The sequence below is a fragment of the Streptomyces sp. MAI_2237 genome (genome assembly GCF_054189285.1).
Genome location: NZ_JAJPGQ010000009.1, coordinates 512,560 through 528,324 on the forward strand (window position 1 = coordinate 512,560; position 15,765 = coordinate 528,324).

Below are 15,765 nucleotides of genomic sequence, written 5' to 3' on the forward strand. Positions count from 1 at the left end.
GACACGTCCCCGGGGTCATCCCGGTACGGCAGCCGGTCTCGCCCCCGCAGCCGACGCCTCCGGCGGCCTCCTGCCCCTAGCTTCGGGCCGACCGTCAACCAGCAGGCCAGGGAGACACCATGACAGCGCACCCACCCGTCATCGTCATCCGCGAGGTGACCAGGCGATACGGCGAAGGACCGCCCGCGCTCACCGATGTGAGCCTCACCGTGCACGCCGGGGAGGCCGTCGCCGTGCTCGGGCCCTCCGGCAGCGGCAAGTCGACGCTGCTGAACCTGATCGCCGGACTCGACCGGCCGAGCACCGGCAGCGTCACGGTCGACGGGCTGCGGGTCGACGAGCTCGGCGAGACGCGGTCGGCCCAGTACCGGCGGACCAGGATCGGCATGGTCTTCCAGTTCTTCAACCTGCTCGACGACCTGACCGTCCTCGACAACGTGCTGCTGCCCGCCCAGCTGGTCGGCCTGCCCCGCGCGGAGGCCCGTCGGCGCGCGGCGGGGCTGCTGGAGCACCTCGGCATCGACCGTCATGCCGCCACGCACCCGGGCAGGCTCTCCGGCGGCGAGCGCCAACGCGTCGCCGTGGCACGGGCCTTGATGAACCGGCCGGCGCTGCTGCTGGCCGACGAGCCCACCGGCGCCCTGGACAGCGCCTCCGGCGAGGACGTACGGGAGCTGCTGACCGAACTCAACGCCGCAGGACAGACGGTCGTGCTGGTCACTCACGATCTGAACCTGGCCCGTGCCTGCGCGACCCGGACGGTCGAACTGGTCGACGGCCGGATCGTCCGGGACACCCACCACGCCACGGCGGTGACCCGATGAGCGCCCTGAGCCGGGTGGTGCGCGCCGGCGTCACACGGCGCCGCGTGCAGACCCTGGTCATGGCCCTGACCTCGTTCATGGCCGTCACCGCGTCGGTCGTGGCGGCCGGACTGCTGGTCGCCTCCCGGGCGCCCTTCGACCACGCGATGGCCGCACATCGCGGCGCGCAGCTGACCGCGCAGTTCGACGGCACGAAGGCGAACGCCGCCCGACTCGCCGCCACCGCGCGAACCTCTGGCGTGACCGCCGTGGCCGGCCCCTTTCGCGCACTCACGCTGAACGTGCGTACCGCGTCGGCCTCCGGCGCCCTCCCGGCCGGCGTCACCCTGCCCCCGCTCACCGTCGTCGGACGCCCGGACGAAGGCGGCCCCGTCGACCGGCTCGGCCTCGTGACCGGCCGCTGGGCCACCCGGCCGGGCGAGATCGTGCTGGCGTACGGCGGGGTGCCCATGGAGCCGGGCGCCCGGCTGGAGGCCTCCGGTCTGCCGGGCCGCCCGACGCTGACCGTGGTCGGGCTGGCCAGGTCGGTGACCGGCTCGGCCGACGCCTGGACCACTCCGGCGCAGGCCAGGGCGCTGGGCGCGCGGGGCGTCGGCCCCACGTACCAGATGCTGTACCGCTTCCGTGACGCGTCCACGGAGGCGCAGATCTCCGCCCACCGCACCGCCATCGGCGCGGCCGTGCCGAAGGGCGCGCTGACCGGCACACTGTCCTTTCTCACCGTCCGCCAGCAGGCGACCGCGAACGCGATGGCGTTCGTTCCGTTCGTGGCGGCGTTCGGGGTTCTGGGGCTCGCCATGTCGGTCCTGGTCATCGGCATCGTCGTCAGCGGTGCGGTCGGTGCGGCCACCTGGCGGATCGGCGTGCTGAAGTCGCTCGGCTTCACCCCGGGACACATCGTCCGGGCGTACGTGGCACAGGCCTTGGTCCCGGCGGCGGCCGGCTGCGTACTGGGAGTCGCCCTGGGCAATCTGCTGGCGCATCCCGCGCTCGCCGAGACCGACAGCGTCTACGGCGGTGCCTCCTCGTCGATTCCCTGGTGGATCGACGTCGTGGTGCCCGCCACGGCGCTCGTCCTGGTCGCGGGCGCCGCTCTCGGGCCCGCTCTGCGCGCCGGGCGGCTGCGTACCGTGGAGGTGATCATGCCTGGGCGCACACCGGGCGCCGGGCGAGGGCAGCGGGTACGGCGGCTCGCGGGAGGACTGCCGCTGCCGCGCGCCGTCAGCCTCGGCCTGGCGCATCCCTTCGCCCGCCCGGCGCGGTCCCTGACCACGGCGGCGGCGGTCGGCCTCGCTGCCGTCACCGTGACGTTCGGAACCGGACTGGCGCTGACGCTGAGCTCCGTCCAGTCGAGCCGTGAACTGAACGGGGCCGCACCGGTGGTGGTCTCCGCGGCCGGCGGACACGCTCCGCCGGGAGCCCAGGTGGTGCACGTGGGCGCCGACGCGAAACGGGCCGACCCGGCCAAGGTCGCCGCGGTCCTCCGCGCACAGCAGGACACGCGGCGGTTCTACGGCACCGCGGCGGCCCAGGTCCATGCGTCGGGGATCACCGGACGCACGGAGGTGACGGCCTACCAGGGTGACGCCTCCTGGGCCGCGCCCCGGATGGTGTCGGGGACCTGGCTCACCGGTCCGGGGCAGGCCGTGGTCACCACCCGGTTCCTGCACGCCGCCCATCTGCGTGTCGGGGACACCCTGGCCCTGTCCACGGTCGGCCGGAGCACCTTCGTGCGCATCGTCGGCGAGGCGTTCTTCACCGAGAACCAGGGGATGGAGGTCCTCACCCCGGCTGCCACACTCACCGCACTGGGACTGGACGCCCACCCGAGCCAGTACTTCCCGCAGCCGACACCGGGCATCTCGCTGGGCACCTACCTGACGGCGCTGAACTCGGCGCTGGAGCCCACCGGTGCCGTCGCGAGCACCGCCGGCACCGGCAAGTCCGGCGTGATCGTGGCCATGGACGGGCTGATCGCCATCCTCACGGGCATGCTCCTCGCGGTCGCGGGCCTGGGTGTGCTCAACACCGTGGTTCTCGACACGCGTGAGCGCGTCCGCGACCTGGGGGTCCTGAAGGCAGTAGGGATGACACCGCGTCAGGTGCTCGTCATGGTGATCACCTCGGTGGCCGGCGTCGGCCTGCTCGCCGGAGTCGTCGGGGTGCCGCTCGGTGTGGCCCTGCACCACTTCGTCACCCCGCTGATGGGCCACGCCATCGGCATGAACCTGCCCGGATCGGTCATCGCCGTCTACCACTGGCCCGTTCTCTTCCCGCTCGCCCTCGGCGGCATCGTCGTCGCGACGGCGGGCGCCCTGCTTCCGGCGGGCTGGGCGGCCCGGGCGGGAACGGCGACGGCACTGCGGACCGAATGACGCACGGGGGCTTGGCCTGCGGCCGCACCCGACCGCCGGCCCGGTTCAGTCGGCTGGGGCGGCAACATCGACAGCGTGCGCGTGCGGGTGGATCACCTCGATTGCGGCTCTGGAATTCCTTGCCGGGCAGGGCGTGGACGGCGGCGAGGGCCACGACGAGCCGACTGCGCGGTGCCGCACTGACACCCGTTCATTGCGCCATTTGCCGCTATACGAACTTGTTGCTGCTCTATGTTGTCTTTAGCGTTCTTTGGGTAGGAACGGCCGCGGGATCCGACTCCCGTGACCACCGGCCCGGAAGCGAGGTGTGGAGCGCGTGGACGCGAGGTCCGGCTTTGGGCCCCTTCCGGTCAGGAGGCGCCCCAAGGGGAGTGCGCGACGGCTACGGGCGCTTGCCGTGCTGCCCCTGCTGGCGTCGCCGCTCGCCGCGTGCGGCAGCGGGGAAGGGTCCGGCCCACCCACCTTGAACTGGTACAACTTCCCCGACGACTCCGGCGCGCTCCAGAAGGCGGCCGACCGATGCAGCCAGGCGTCCCACGGCCGCTACAGGATCAGCTACAACAAGCTCCCGCGTGCTGCCGACGGCCAGCGCCAGCAGCTTGTTCGCAGGCTTGCGGCCCACGACAACTCGCTCGACATCGTGGGTCTGGACGTCACCTGGGGGGCGGAGTTCGCCGAGGCGGGCTGGATCCGCGAGTGGACCGGCGCGGCGAAGCGGCAGGCCACCGCGGGCACCCTGCGCGTACCGCTGCAGACCGCGACCTGGAAGCACAAGCTGTACGCCGTCCCGTACAACACCAACACCCAACTCCTGTGGTATCGCAAGGACCTGGTCCCCACTCCGCCCAAGACCTGGGCCGAGATGCTGGACATGGCCCGTAAGCTCTCCCGCCAGGGCAAGCCGCACTACGTGGAGATCCAGGGTGCTCAGTACGAGGGCCTGACCGTCTGGTTCAACACACTGATCAACAGCGCGGGCGGCTCCATCCTCAACCCGACGGCGACGAAGCCCTCCCTCGGTGCGCCCGCTGTGCGGGCCGCCGGGATCATGCGCGACCTGGCGCGCTCTGTGGCCGCGGACCCCTCCCTGTCCAACCAGATGGAGGACGAGAACCGTCTGGCCATGGAGGCCGGGGGTGCCGCGTTCGAACTCAACTATCCGTTCGTCTATCCGTCGATGAAGGCCAACAACCCGGCGCTGTTCAAGAACTTCCGCTGGGCGCCGTATCCCAGGGTCGACGCACAGCGTCCGGCACGGCCGACCATCGGCGGCATCGACTTGGCCGTGAGCGCCTACTCGCGCCACCCCCAACAGGCCTTCGAGGCTGCCCTGTGCCTGCGCAACCGGGAGAACCAGCTGACCGCCGCGCTCGTGGGCGGCCTGCCGCCCACCCTGCGTGAACTGTACGACGAGCGGCCGTTCATCAAGGCGTATCCGTTCGCCAAGGACGTGCTGACCTCCCTGGAGTCGGCGAGCGTGCGCCCGCTCACCCCCGCCTACCAGAACGTGTCGATCGCCGTGTCCCACACCCTGTCCCCGCCCTCCGGAATCAAGCCCGCAAGCTCGGTCAACACCATCAGCGGCCAGATCGACGATGCTCTGCAATCCAAGGGAGTGATCCCGTGAACCACCACCTCCTCGGCCGGTGCCCCCGGGTACTGGTCTCATCCTGCGGCGGTCCCCGATGAGTACGCAGGCAGAACCGGCCGGAGCCCCGCCACCTCCTGAGGCGAAACAGGCGAAGCAGGACCAGGCGGCGCTCTCGGCCGGCGCCAGGCAGGAGCGGCGGCTGGGCTGGCTGCTCTGCTCTCCGGCTGTAGCCGTCATGGTCGCCGTGACCGCGTACCCGATCGGATACGCCGTCTACCTGTCCCTGCAGCGCTACGACCTGCGCTTCCCAGGACAGGCGAAGTTCGTGGGCCTGAGCAACTACGGTGCTGTCCTGTCCTCCCCGTTCTGGTGGCAGGCCTTCTGGGTGACCCTGTTCATCACCGGCGTGTCCGTGGCCATCGAACTGGTCCTCGGCATGGGGCTCGCTCTGGTGATGCACCGCACCATCTTCGGCCGCGGCTCCGTACGCACCGCGGCCCTCATCCCCTACGGCATCGTCACCGTCGTAGCCGCCTTCTCCTGGCAGTACGCCTGGACACCGCAGCTCGGCTACCTCGCGGAGCTGCTGCCCAGCGGCTCGGCTCCGCTGACCCACCAGTGGTCCGCCCTGTGGCTGATCGTGCTCGCCGAGGTGTGGAAGACGACCCCGTTCATGGCCCTGCTCCTGCTCGCGGGCCTCGCGCTGGTCCCCGAGGAAACCCTCAAGGCGGCCATGGTGGACGGCGCCACCGCCCGGCAGCGGTTCTTCAAGGTCGTGCTGCCGCTGATGAAACCGGCCATCCTGGTGGCGCTGCTCTTCCGCACGCTGGACGCGTTCCGGATCTTCGACAACATCTACATCCTGACCTCGGGCGCCCACGAGACAGGCTCCGTGTCCATCCTCGGTTACGACAACCTTTTCACCGCGCTCAACCTGGGCATCGGTTCGACGATCTCGGTCCTGATCTTCATCTCCGTCGGGATCATCGCCTTCGCCTTCGTCAAGCTCTTCGGCGCGGCCGCACCAGGGGCGGAGGTGAAGCGCTGATGGCCACCGTGGGAAAGACGCACGCCGCCCGCTGGGGTGTCATCAACGTGGTGGTGGTGTTGTACGCCCTGTTCCCGGTGTGGTGGATCGCCGCGCTGTCGTTCAAGGCCCCCAGCACCCTCACCGACGGCAACTACATTCCCACTCAATGGACCTGGGAGAACTACCGGGGCATCTTCAAGACCTCCGAATTCACCCGAGCCCTGATCAACTCGATCGGAATCGCTCTGATCTCCACGGTGATCGCTGTGGTGTTGGGCACCATGGCGGCTTACGCCGTGGCCAGACTGCGGTTCCCCGGCAAGCGGGTCCTCATCGGCATGTCGCTGCTGATCGCCATGTTCCCCCCGATCTCCCTGGTGTCCCCGCTGTTCAACATCGAACGCATCCTGGGAATCTTCGACACATGGGTGGGACTGATCATCCCGTACATGACCTTCTCCCTACCGCTGGCGATCTACACCCTGTCGGCGTTCTTCCGGGAGATTCCGTGGGACCTGGAAAAGGCCGCCAAGGTGGACGGGGCCACACCCGCGCAGGCCTTCCGGCTGGTCATCGCGCCGCTGGCAGCCCCGGGCGTGTTCACCACGGCCATCCTCGTCTTCATCTTCTGCTGGAACGACTTCCTGTTCGCCATCTCGCTGACCTCCACCCGTGCCGCGCGCACGGTGCCCGCCGCGATCGCGTTCTTCACCGGAAGTTCGCAGTTCCAGCAGCCCACCGGGTCGATCGCCGCCGCAGCCGTGGTGATCACCATTCCGATCATCATCTTCGTTCTGCTCTTCCAGCGGCGGATCGTCGCCGGACTCACCTCCGGGGCGGTCAAGGGGTAACCGGGCCGGCCGCGGCAGGCAGGCCGCCGGTACGAGACCCCGAACGCGTCTCGCGGACTCGGAAGGCACGAAGGCAAGGAGGCACCAGCATGGCCGAGATCACCCTCGAGGGAGTCACCAAGCGTTTTCCGGACGGATCCCTTGCCGTGAAGGACGTGGACCTCGACATCGCCGATGGCGAGTTCGTGATCCTGGTCGGTCCTTCCGGTTGCGGCAAGTCCACCACCCTGAACATGATCGCCGGGCTCGAGGACATCACCGAGGGCACCCTGCGCATCGATGACCAGGTCGTCAACCAACTCGCTCCCAAGGAGCGCGACGTGGCCATGGTGTTCCAGAGCTACGCCCTGTACCCGCACATGAGCGTGCGCGAGAACATGGGCTTCCCGCTCCGGCTGGCGAAGGTGGACAAGACCACCATCAACTCCAAGGTCGAGGAGGCCGCCCGAATCCTCGACCTCACCGAGCACCTGGACCGCAAACCCGCGAACCTCTCCGGTGGCCAGCGCCAGCGGGTAGCCATGGGCCGGGCGATCGTCCGCGATCCCAAGGCCTTCCTGATGGACGAGCCACTGTCCAACCTGGACGCGAAACTCCGGGTGCAGATGCGCACCCAGATCTCCCGCCTTCAACGGCGGCTCGGCACCACCACCGTGTACGTCACCCACGACCAGACCGAGGCGATGACCCTCGGCGACCGCGTTGTCGTGATGCGGCAGGGCCTGGTCCAGCAGATCGGCACGCCCGCACAGCTCTACGACCTGCCGCGCAACCTCTTCGTCGCGGGCTTCATCGGCTCGCCGGCCATGAACTTCATCAACGCCACCCTGGAGGGCGGCATGCTGCGCTCGCCCCTGGGCGATCTGCCCCTCGAGGACCGTACGAGGCAGGCACTGGAACGGCAGAACGCGCCGCGCGATGTCATCGTCGGCCTGCGGCCCGAGGCCTTCGAGGACGCGGCCCTGTCAACTCAACAAGCCCGGCGCGGCCCGGCCTTCACCGCCACCGTGGACGTACTGGAGTCGCTGGGCTCTGATGCGTACGTCTACTTCACCGCGGAGGGCGGCTCCGCGACGACCCCCGAACTGGAGGAACTGGCTGCCGACTCGGGTATGCGTGACACCGGAGCGGAGGTGCAGCAGATCGTGGCCCGCCTGGACGCCGCCACGCGCGCCCGTGAGGGCGCACCGGTGGAACTGCTGGTCGACATGGCCAAAGCGCACGTATTCGACCCGGCGACCGGAGCGAACCTGACCCACCCGGACAGCGAAGCCTGACACCGCACGGCCTTCGCCTTCTACGACGGTGTGTGGCGGGACCTTGTCGGCCGCCACGCGGACGACAGCCTGCGCTTCGCCCAAGTGGCCCGGGCCCACGACGCCTTCATGCTGGGCGACTGGGATGGTGGCCTGCGGACGGGGCGACGAAGAGGTACTGCGCAGGCACTAGTGGTGATCACCGCCTGGGCCCAACCCCGCCGTATGAACGCGCTGTTGAGCACGGTGAACGAGACTCGCGCACGCGCGGCGGTCGGACGCGGGGACTTCGAGGAGGCCTTCGCGCTGAGCGAGCAGCAGGTGTATTCACGGCGGCGGCGCAGCCATTCGCCGTACAGCAGGCGGGTGCGGGCGTAGTCGTACGTCCACAGACCGGCGTCCGGCAGGGCGGGTGCGGCTTCGTAGAGCTCCTCCGCCTGCTCGGCGGGTGCGGTGATCGCCCTGCCGGCGGCGAGGATGAGAGCGTGGTGCGGCAAGACGGCGTCGATGCGCGCCTGCCGGCCGGCCCGCCGCGGGGGAAGTGCGGAAAGTGCGGGGTCAGCTCTCCCGGTGGCGTCAACGCGGCTTGTTGGACAGCCCGCACCTCTACCGGGTGTTCCCAAGCTGGGCATCACGTCGCGTGCCGCGCTGCGAGACGCGTTGAAGGCCTTCGACGAGTGACCGTGGCGACCTGAGTGGGGGGTCGTTCGCTCATTGACATGTCCTCTACCAAGCGGCACGCTGAGAGCGCTCCCGCACAGGTCCGTACCAGGCTTCCGCACCCCACCGGAGGTGGCCAGTGCCCCACTCACTCGGATCCCGTCGCGCTGCGGCGACCGCATCGGCGGCCGCCGTCCTCGGCGCGCTGCTGACGCTCGGCACGCCGTCGCCCGCGGACGCGGCCGCGACGGCCGGCATCTGCAACAAGTACTGCGACGCCCGCGACCCCGCCTCGGCCACCTCCGACCGCACTCCCGTCAGCAGCACCCTGTACGGCCGCACCGTGCGACTGCACCTCTCGGACAACGATGTCATGGGGTGGGCCTCCATCGACGACGGCAACCCCGGTGACGAGGTCTGGCTGGACCGGAGCTTCGACGGCGGCCGCACCTGGTCCGGCGGCAGCAAACTCGGCGACACCACGACACCTGCGGGCTCCCGCGGCTGGCGCACATTCATGTACAACGTCGACGACTGGAACACCAGCGGCGTCGGAGCGCTGCGCGCCTGCGGCAAGGCCGGGGACCGCCCGGAGATCACCTGCACGGCTTGGGCCCGGGTCGACTGGAACGCCTGGAGCCGGGGCACCGCCGCAGCGACCGCACTGATGATGTCGTACGACCGCACCACGGGTCTGTTCGGCGGCAACGGCTGGTGGACGGCCGCCAACGCCCTGACCGCCGTCCTCGACAACGCCCGCGTCAGCGGCATGCCCAGCTACCGGTACGCCATCGCCTCCACCTACGACAAGAACATCGGCGCCCAGGGCGGCAACTTCACCAACGACTATCTGGACGACACCGGTTGGTGGGGCCTGGCCTGGGTCGCCGCCTACGACGCCACCGGGGACAGCCGCTATCTGAACACCGCGCGCGCCGACGCCGACCACATGAACGCCTACTGGACCGCGACCTGCGGCGGCGGAGTGCTCTGGAACGAGACGAAGACCTACAAGAACGCCATCACCAACGAACTGTTCCTCCAGCTCAACGCCGCGCTGCACAACCGGATCAGCGGTGACTCCGTCTATCTGGCCCGGGCGAGGAACGAGTGGGCCTGGTTCCGGCAGAGCGGCATGATCAACGCCGATCACCTGATCAACGACGGTCTCACCGACGCCTGCGCCAACAACGGCCAGACCACCTGGACCTACAACCAGGGCGTCGTCCTCGGCGGGCTCACCGAGCTGTACCGGGCAACGGGAGACAGCTCTCTGCTCAGCACCGCCCGGCAGCTGGCCGACGCCTCCACGGTCCGCCTCCAGACCGACGGGGTCCTGCGCGAACCGGGCGAGTCCGACGCCTGCACAGGCGACGGGCCGTCCTTCAAGGGCGCCTACGTCCGGGGCCTGGGCAGGCTCGACGCCCAGTTGTCCGACCATCCCTACGCGGCCACCCTGGACCGCTGGGCGAACGCGGCCTACGCCCACGACCGCAACGCCCTCGACCAGTACGGCCCGCACTGGAACGGCGGAACGGGCAGCAGCGACTACGGCTGTCAGCAAAGCGCGCTGGACCTGCTCAACGCGGCAGGCCAGTGACCGGCGGCGTGACCGCCGTACGCCGTCGAGACCGTTTCATATCCCCAGACAGGCCGCCTCGGCCGGGTCACGCGCCCGCCCCGGCCGGGCGGGTCGTTTGTGCCCTGCGCTGAGGGGGACCCTGCGACCCATGAGGGACACACGACATCGCCGGACGGGGCAGAACAGGCTTCTGCGGCTGCTGGACGGCCTGGAGCGGCAGACTCGTACCGATACGGTGATTGACCTGGTCAGCCGTGGCGTGCGGGCCCTGCCGCTGAGTGGTGGTGGCCGAGACCTGCTGCACGGCAGGTGGCTGGGCCATCCGGTGCACCCGCTGATGGTGCAGGTCCCCATCGGCAGCTGGCTGTCCGCCGCCGTGCTGGATCTGCGGCCCGGGCGTTCACGCGAGGCGGGATTGCTGATCGGCGTCGGCCTGGCCGCCGCCGCCCCGGCCACGTTGGCGGGGGCTGTCGACTGGGCCGAGCTGCATCGCCCCCAGCAGCGCGTCGGCCTGGTGCACGCGCTGGCGAACACGGCGGCCGTCGGGCTGTACGCCGCCTCGCTCGCCTGCCGTGCCACGAACCGCACCGCAGCCGGCCGGGGGTTCGCCTTCCTGGGGCTGACGGCGGCCGGCGCCGGGGGGATGCTGGGCGGTCATCTCGCCTACCGGCAGGCGTCGGGCGCCAACCACGCCGAAGAGGTCCCGCACGTCGTCTCGCCGGGCTGGCACCGGATCGGTGCCGTGGCCGAGTTCCCGGCCGGCCAGGCGGTGCGGCGCACCGTGGACGACGTGCCCGTGCTGGTGGTCCGGGAGAGCGGCGGGGCCGTGCACGCGCTGGCCGACCGATGCAGCCATCTGGCGGGACCGCTGTCCGAGGGCACCCTCGCCGACGGATGCGTGCGCTGCCCGTGGCACGGGAGTGTCTTCCGGCTCTCGGACGGCTGGAACGTACGCGGCCCGGCCACCGCTCCGCAGCCGGCCTTCGACACCCGGATCGTCGACGGCCACGTCGAGGTGTGCCTGCACGAGCCGGAACACGTGGATGACGGCCGGCCGACGCGGCGAGCGGTGCACGGCGGGCGCGACCGAAGCGGCGGCTGACGGCGCCCGGACCTGACAGGCGGATGCCGGGGCGGCCCTCGCGCTCCGCACGCCCGACGCGTCGACGACATCGAGGACGGAACCCGGTGACCGGTTCGCCGTCCCGCCGGCCCCGCTGGGTCCGGCACGCTCCCGCCACCGCAGGCGCACCGTCCCCGGGGCGTGGCTCCCCGAAGGAATGGTCGAACCGGCCATGTGGCGCAAGGGCCGGTCCACGGCCGGGCTACCGCGGCCGACTGTGACTACGTTGCCCATGACTGGTCACCCAGCCGCCGCGGTGACCGCCTGCGGGCCATTGCCGGCCCTGGCCTCGAACGAGGGACTGTGATGGCGACCCATACGACCGAACCGATCTCTCCCCCTCCGGCGGCCGTGCAGCGCCGGAGCCGGGGCACAGTGATCGTCTCCTGGCTGACCACGACCGACCACAAGAGGATCGGGCACCTGTACCTGATCACGTCGTTCTGCTTCTTCCTGGTCGGCGGTGTGCTGGCGATGGCCATCAGGGCGGAACTGGCCCGGCCGGGTCTGCAGTTCCTGTCCACCGAGCAGTACAACCAGGCGTTCACCATGCACGGCACGATCATGCTGCTGCTGTTCGCCACCCCGACCTTCGCCGGCTTCGCCAACGCGATCATGCCGCTGCAGATCGGCTCGCCGGACGTGGCGTTCCCCCGGCTGAACATGTTCTCGTACTGGCTGTTCCTGCTGGGCGGACTGATCGTCCTGAGCAGCTTCCTCACCCCGCAGGGCGCCGCCGACTACGGCTGGACCGCCTACACCCCGCTCAGCGGCCCCATTCGCAGCGCCTACATCGGCGCAGACCTGTGGATCATGGGACTGGCGCTGGCGGGCTTCGGCACGATCCTCGGCGCGGTCAACTTCATCACCACGATCATCTGCCTGCGCGCGCCGGGCATGACCATGTTCCGGATGCCGATCTTCACCTGGAACGTGCTGCTGACCTCCGTCCTGGTGCTGTTCGCCTTCCCCGTCCTGGCAGCGGCGCTGTTCGCGCTGGAGGCGGACCGCAAGTTCGGCTCGCACGTCTTCGACGCCCAGTACGGCGGGGCGCTGCTGTGGCAGCACCTGTTCTGGTTCTTCGGCCACCCCGAGGTGTACATCCTCGCCCTGCCGTTCTTCGGCGTGATCACCGAGATCATCCCGGTCTTCGCCCGCAAGCCGATCTTCGGTTACGTGGGCCTGGTCGGCGCGACGATCGCCATCTCGGGTCTGTCCGTCACCGTATGGGCGCACCACATGTTCGCCACCGGCGCCGTCCTGCTGCCGTTCTTCTCCTTCATGACCTACCTGATCGCGGTGCCCACGGGGGTGAAGTTCTTCAACTGGATCGGCACCATGTTCAAGGGTTCGCTGTCCTTCGAACCACCCATGCTGTGGGCGGCCGGCTTCCTGGTCACATTCCTCTTCGGCGGCCTGACCGGCGTCATCCTCGGCTCCCCGCCGCTGGACTGGCACGTCACCGACACCTACTTCGTGGTGGCGCACTTCCACTACGTGCTCTTCGGCACCATCGTCTTCGCGATGTTCGGCGGATTCAGCTTCTGGTGGCCGAAGATGACCGGGAAGATGCTCGACCACCGCCTGGAGAAGATCCACTTCTGGACGCTGTTCGTCGGCTTCCACACCACCTTCCTCGTGCAGCACTGGCTGGGAGCGGAGGGCATGCCCCGCCGCTACGCCGACTACCTGGCCGCCGACGGCTTCACCACCCTCAACACCATCTCCTCCATCGGTGCCTTCCTGCTGGGCCTGTCCACCCTGCCCTTCCTCTACAACGTCTGGAAGACCGCCAAGTACGGCAGGCGGATCGAGGTCGACGACCCCTGGGGCTACGGCCGCTCGCTGGAGTGGGCGACCTCCTGCCCGGCGCCGCGCCACAACTTCGCCGCCCTGCCGCGCATCCGTTCCGAGTCCCCCGCCTTCGATCTGCACCATCCCGAGGTCGCGAAGCTCGACCAGCGCGAGCACGCCGGCAGGCGCGACGCCATCGACGCAGCGGGGCACGAGACCGACCGTTCGTGAGGCGCGGTGAGGCCGTGCGGGCCTCACGCCAGGCGGCACACCCCGTGCACCGCCGGCGCGAACCATCCTCAGAATGCGGGGAGTCGGCCGCTGCGATCACTCACCGTCGTCCTACTTGCTGGCGGCAAAACGCATCAGCGCATGCTCGTCGCCCTGCTTGATCTTCCCCGTCGTGTTGATCACTTCGAGCTTCCAACCGCCCCCGACGCGCACCGCCTTCGCCACGGCGCAGCCGTTGTCCTGGGTGAGCAGGCTCGGCCAGATGTCGGCGACCTGCTGAGCGCTGCCCCCTGTCGCGTCGTAGACCTTGAAACTCACGTTGCGCGCCTTCTGGAAGGAACTGCCCTTCTTGTAGGCGGCGGCCACGAACACGATCGACGTGATGTGGGGCGGGATCCGGGCGAACTCGACGGTCACCTTCTCGTCGTCGCCGTCGCCGTGCCCGGTCTGGTTGTCGCCGCTGTGCACCAACGAGCCGTTGCCCATCGGGTCGAGCGAGTCCAGCCCCGCGAGGCGCACCGGATCTGCGCCCTGCAGGGCGATGGCGATCAGGTCCAGATCGGTGCCGCTCTTGCGGCGCAGCTTGCCCAGCACTCCGCCGCTGCTGCCGGCCGTGGGATCCCAGGAGACGCCGATGGACAGGTGGGTCACTCCGTCCAGGTCGGCCGGACCGTCTTCCTTGGTGAGCGTGATCATGTGTGCGCATCCTCCGTCGATGGAACTACAACACGCAGAGTGTGCCTGGTGCCTGTTTGGTTCCCTGTGACGGGTAGGCCCCCAGTTCGAGCCTCGTCGAAAGCTTTGTGACGCCTTGTCCTCTCGGCGGAGACTGGCTGCCGCGCCGCACCCGACCGAGGTGAGCGCGAGCATCGCACGTGACCGTCACAAGGGGGAAACATGAGATTCCATCGGTCCGCCCTGATCTCCACGGCCATGGCCGCCGTCGCCCTGGGAGCCGCGACGGCCCTGGCGGCGCCGGCCTCCGCCGCGCCCAACACCACGCCGCAGAAGGTCTGCGGCAGCGCCTACAAGACCGTGAACTCCGCCGCCGTCGGCTCGCTGGGCACCGTCTACCTGACGTACAACGCCACGAACGGCAAGAACTGCGTCGCGACCATCCGCAGCAACCCGGGCACCGCCGTGGACATGTCCACCTGGATCTACGTGCCCGACACCGACCAGGGCGCCAATGACTTCGGGCAGTACACGTCGTACGCGGGACCGGCATACGTGTACGGCAAGGGCCACTGCATCGACTGGGGTGGCAGCATCTCCAACGTGACCGTCCAGGTGACGGGCTCCAACTGCGCCGCCCTGAAGGAGCACCGGGTCACCTCGACCCGCTGAGCCGCCCACCCATGTCCGGCGAGGGGCCGGGTGCGGGCACGTCGGCCCCGATACCGACGCGCCGAGACCGCACCCGGCCCCGACCGTGCCGACGTCCTGAGGCAGCCGCCGCTGCGCCCGTCAGCGGAGCACCAGCAGGCGGCGGGGAGCGAAACGGGAGGTCCCCCAGGTCCCGGCCGGCGAGGGGCGCCAGCCCCAGGCCAGCAGCGCCCGGTACGACTCCGTGTCGCCGCCGTCCACCAGGGTGACGGCGGGGGCGCCGGTGTGACCGCCGAGCAGCCGTTTCTGCAGGCGCCGGGCGAGGTTCCAGTCGCGGGTCTGGTCCTGGGTGCGCACGCGGCGCTCGACGAGGATGCCCGCGACCGCGAAGAGCCCGTCGACGGCGGCGAGGTCGAGCAGGTCCTTCGGAAGATATCCGTCGAGGTCCCGCCACCAGGACCCGGCGCGGTGCACGGGGAAACCGTAGGCACACGCCGTGAGCGCCTTCGCACCCGACGAACCGATGGCCTCCGCGACGAGCAGTTCGAACCCCGGCCGCCGCGCATGCTCCGCGAGCCGCCGCTGAAAGGCCGTGCCACGGTCCTGGCCCGAAGGCCCCCCGTACGCCGGCTCCCGCGGAGCGCACGTCGCGGTGCGTGCGTACAACGCGTCGAGTTCCTCCATCCGGTCGTCGACCTGGCGCCTGGTCAGCGCCCTGACGAATTCGCCCTCCTCGGGCGGCGCTCCCCGCCGCCGCGCATGCGGCATCGGCTCCTCGGGTGAGTTCCGGTGTGACCCCACCGGCCTGGGACGGCTGGTCGCCGGGTGGGCCGGCTTGTGCGCGGTCATGGGACGAACCTTGCTCCGCGACCGGACGGAGTCCGGCCCGGCGTCGTCGTTCACCGAGAACGGTGCAGCGTCTTGGCCCGCACACGAGGAACCCTCGGTCCGCTCGAGCCTACGCCCCCGCCTCCGGCACGTGTCCGGGAGCACGAGAACGCGCCGGTGGAAGACGGCCGGTAGGCGGCGCCGCTCGCGGGCGGATGAAATCGACCGGTACGGGGATGCTCTGGGCACCAACGCCGACGAGGGCGACCGCGGTGGCCTGGCGAGGTCTTTTCG

12 protein-coding genes are annotated in these 15,765 nt (G+C 70.0%); 10 read left to right on the forward strand and 2 right to left on the reverse strand.

From position 1 onward, the window contains the following. Window positions 1-119: 119 nt before the first annotated feature. The 9 genes from LN251_RS37720 to ctaD all read left to right on the forward strand — a co-directional run bounded on the left by LN251_RS37720 (window position 120) and on the right by ctaD (window position 13,317). Entirely contained in the window at window positions 120-824 is a 705-nt protein-coding gene (locus LN251_RS37720; protein ID WP_458248661.1) for an ABC transporter ATP-binding protein, read from the forward strand. Next, the gene (locus LN251_RS37725) at window positions 821-3,199 is read left to right on the forward strand and encodes an ABC transporter permease (protein WP_458248662.1); all 2,379 of its coding nucleotides are present in this window, start codon (window positions 821-823) and stop codon (window positions 3,197-3,199) included. The genes LN251_RS37720 and LN251_RS37725 overlap by 4 nt, the downstream gene beginning before the upstream one ends. Window positions 3,200-3,596: 397 nt before the next feature. Beyond that, entirely contained in the window at window positions 3,597-4,826 is a 1,230-nt protein-coding gene (locus tag LN251_RS37730; protein ID WP_458248663.1) for an ABC transporter substrate-binding protein, read from the forward strand. A gap of 58 nt (window positions 4,827-4,884) precedes the next feature. Continuing rightward, entirely contained in the window at window positions 4,885-5,838 is a 954-nt protein-coding gene (locus LN251_RS37735) for a carbohydrate ABC transporter permease (protein ID WP_458248664.1), read from the forward strand. Beyond that, window positions 5,838-6,671, forward strand: coding sequence for a carbohydrate ABC transporter permease (locus LN251_RS37740; RefSeq protein WP_458248665.1), 834 nt, complete (start codon window positions 5,838-5,840; stop codon window positions 6,669-6,671). Before LN251_RS37735 ends, LN251_RS37740 begins: the two co-directional genes overlap by 1 nt. Before the next feature lie 89 nt (window positions 6,672-6,760). After that, on the forward strand, window positions 6,761-7,948 hold the full coding sequence (locus LN251_RS37745; protein WP_458248666.1) for an ABC transporter ATP-binding protein: 1,188 nt from the start codon (window positions 6,761-6,763) through the stop codon (window positions 7,946-7,948). An 844-nt stretch (window positions 7,949-8,792) separates the two neighbouring features. After that, entirely contained in the window at window positions 8,793-10,187 is a 1,395-nt protein-coding gene (locus tag LN251_RS37750) for a glycoside hydrolase family 76 protein (protein WP_458249510.1), read from the forward strand. A gap of 130 nt (window positions 10,188-10,317) precedes the next feature. Beyond that, the gene (locus LN251_RS37755; RefSeq protein ID WP_458248667.1) at window positions 10,318-11,271 is read left to right on the forward strand and encodes a Rieske 2Fe-2S domain-containing protein; all 954 of its coding nucleotides are present in this window, start codon (window positions 10,318-10,320) and stop codon (window positions 11,269-11,271) included. Window positions 11,272-11,598: 327 nt separating this feature from the next. Beyond that, window positions 11,599-13,317: an aa3-type cytochrome oxidase subunit I gene (gene ctaD / locus LN251_RS37760; RefSeq protein ID WP_458248668.1), complete on the forward strand. Its 1,719-nt coding sequence runs from the start codon at window positions 11,599-11,601 to the stop codon at window positions 13,315-13,317. Between the two features lie 111 nt (window positions 13,318-13,428). Here the strand turns inward: ctaD and LN251_RS37765 are convergent, their stop codons facing one another. Continuing rightward, entirely contained in the window at window positions 13,429-14,013 is a 585-nt protein-coding gene (locus tag LN251_RS37765) for a TerD family protein (protein WP_458248669.1), read from the reverse strand. A 201-nt stretch (window positions 14,014-14,214) separates the two neighbouring features. Here LN251_RS37765 and LN251_RS37770 point away from each other — a divergent pair, with 201 nt between their 5' ends. Further along, entirely contained in the window at window positions 14,215-14,664 is a 450-nt protein-coding gene (locus LN251_RS37770) for a spore-associated protein (protein WP_249837214.1), read from the forward strand. A gap of 120 nt (window positions 14,665-14,784) precedes the next feature. Here the strand turns inward: LN251_RS37770 and LN251_RS37775 are convergent, their stop codons facing one another. Then, the gene (locus LN251_RS37775; RefSeq protein WP_458248670.1) at window positions 14,785-15,492 is read right to left on the reverse strand and encodes a hypothetical protein; all 708 of its coding nucleotides are present in this window, start codon (window positions 15,490-15,492) and stop codon (window positions 14,785-14,787) included. Window positions 15,493-15,765: the final 273 nt, after the last annotated feature.

Coding starts and splice junctions, on each gene's coding strand:
- LN251_RS37720 (WP_458248661.1), top strand. CDS start 120: ATGACAGCGCACCCACCCGTCATCGTCATCCGCGAGGTGACCAGGCGA.
- LN251_RS37725 (WP_458248662.1), top strand. CDS start 821: ATGAGCGCCCTGAGCCGGGTGGTGCGCGCCGGCGTCACACGGCGCCGC.
- LN251_RS37735 (WP_458248664.1), top strand. CDS start 4,885: ATGAGTACGCAGGCAGAACCGGCCGGAGCCCCGCCACCTCCTGAGGCG.
- LN251_RS37740 (WP_458248665.1), top strand. CDS start 5,838: ATGGCCACCGTGGGAAAGACGCACGCCGCCCGCTGGGGTGTCATCAAC.
- LN251_RS37745 (WP_458248666.1), top strand. CDS start 6,761: ATGGCCGAGATCACCCTCGAGGGAGTCACCAAGCGTTTTCCGGACGGA.
- LN251_RS37755 (WP_458248667.1), top strand. CDS start 10,318: ATGAGGGACACACGACATCGCCGGACGGGGCAGAACAGGCTTCTGCGG.
- ctaD (WP_458248668.1), top strand. CDS start 11,599: ATGGCGACCCATACGACCGAACCGATCTCTCCCCCTCCGGCGGCCGTG.
- LN251_RS37765 (WP_458248669.1), bottom strand. CDS start 14,013: ATGATCACGCTCACCAAGGAAGACGGTCCGGCCGACCTGGACGGAGTG.
- LN251_RS37770 (WP_249837214.1), top strand. CDS start 14,215: ATGAGATTCCATCGGTCCGCCCTGATCTCCACGGCCATGGCCGCCGTC.
- LN251_RS37775 (WP_458248670.1), bottom strand. CDS start 15,492: ATGACCGCGCACAAGCCGGCCCACCCGGCGACCAGCCGTCCCAGGCCG.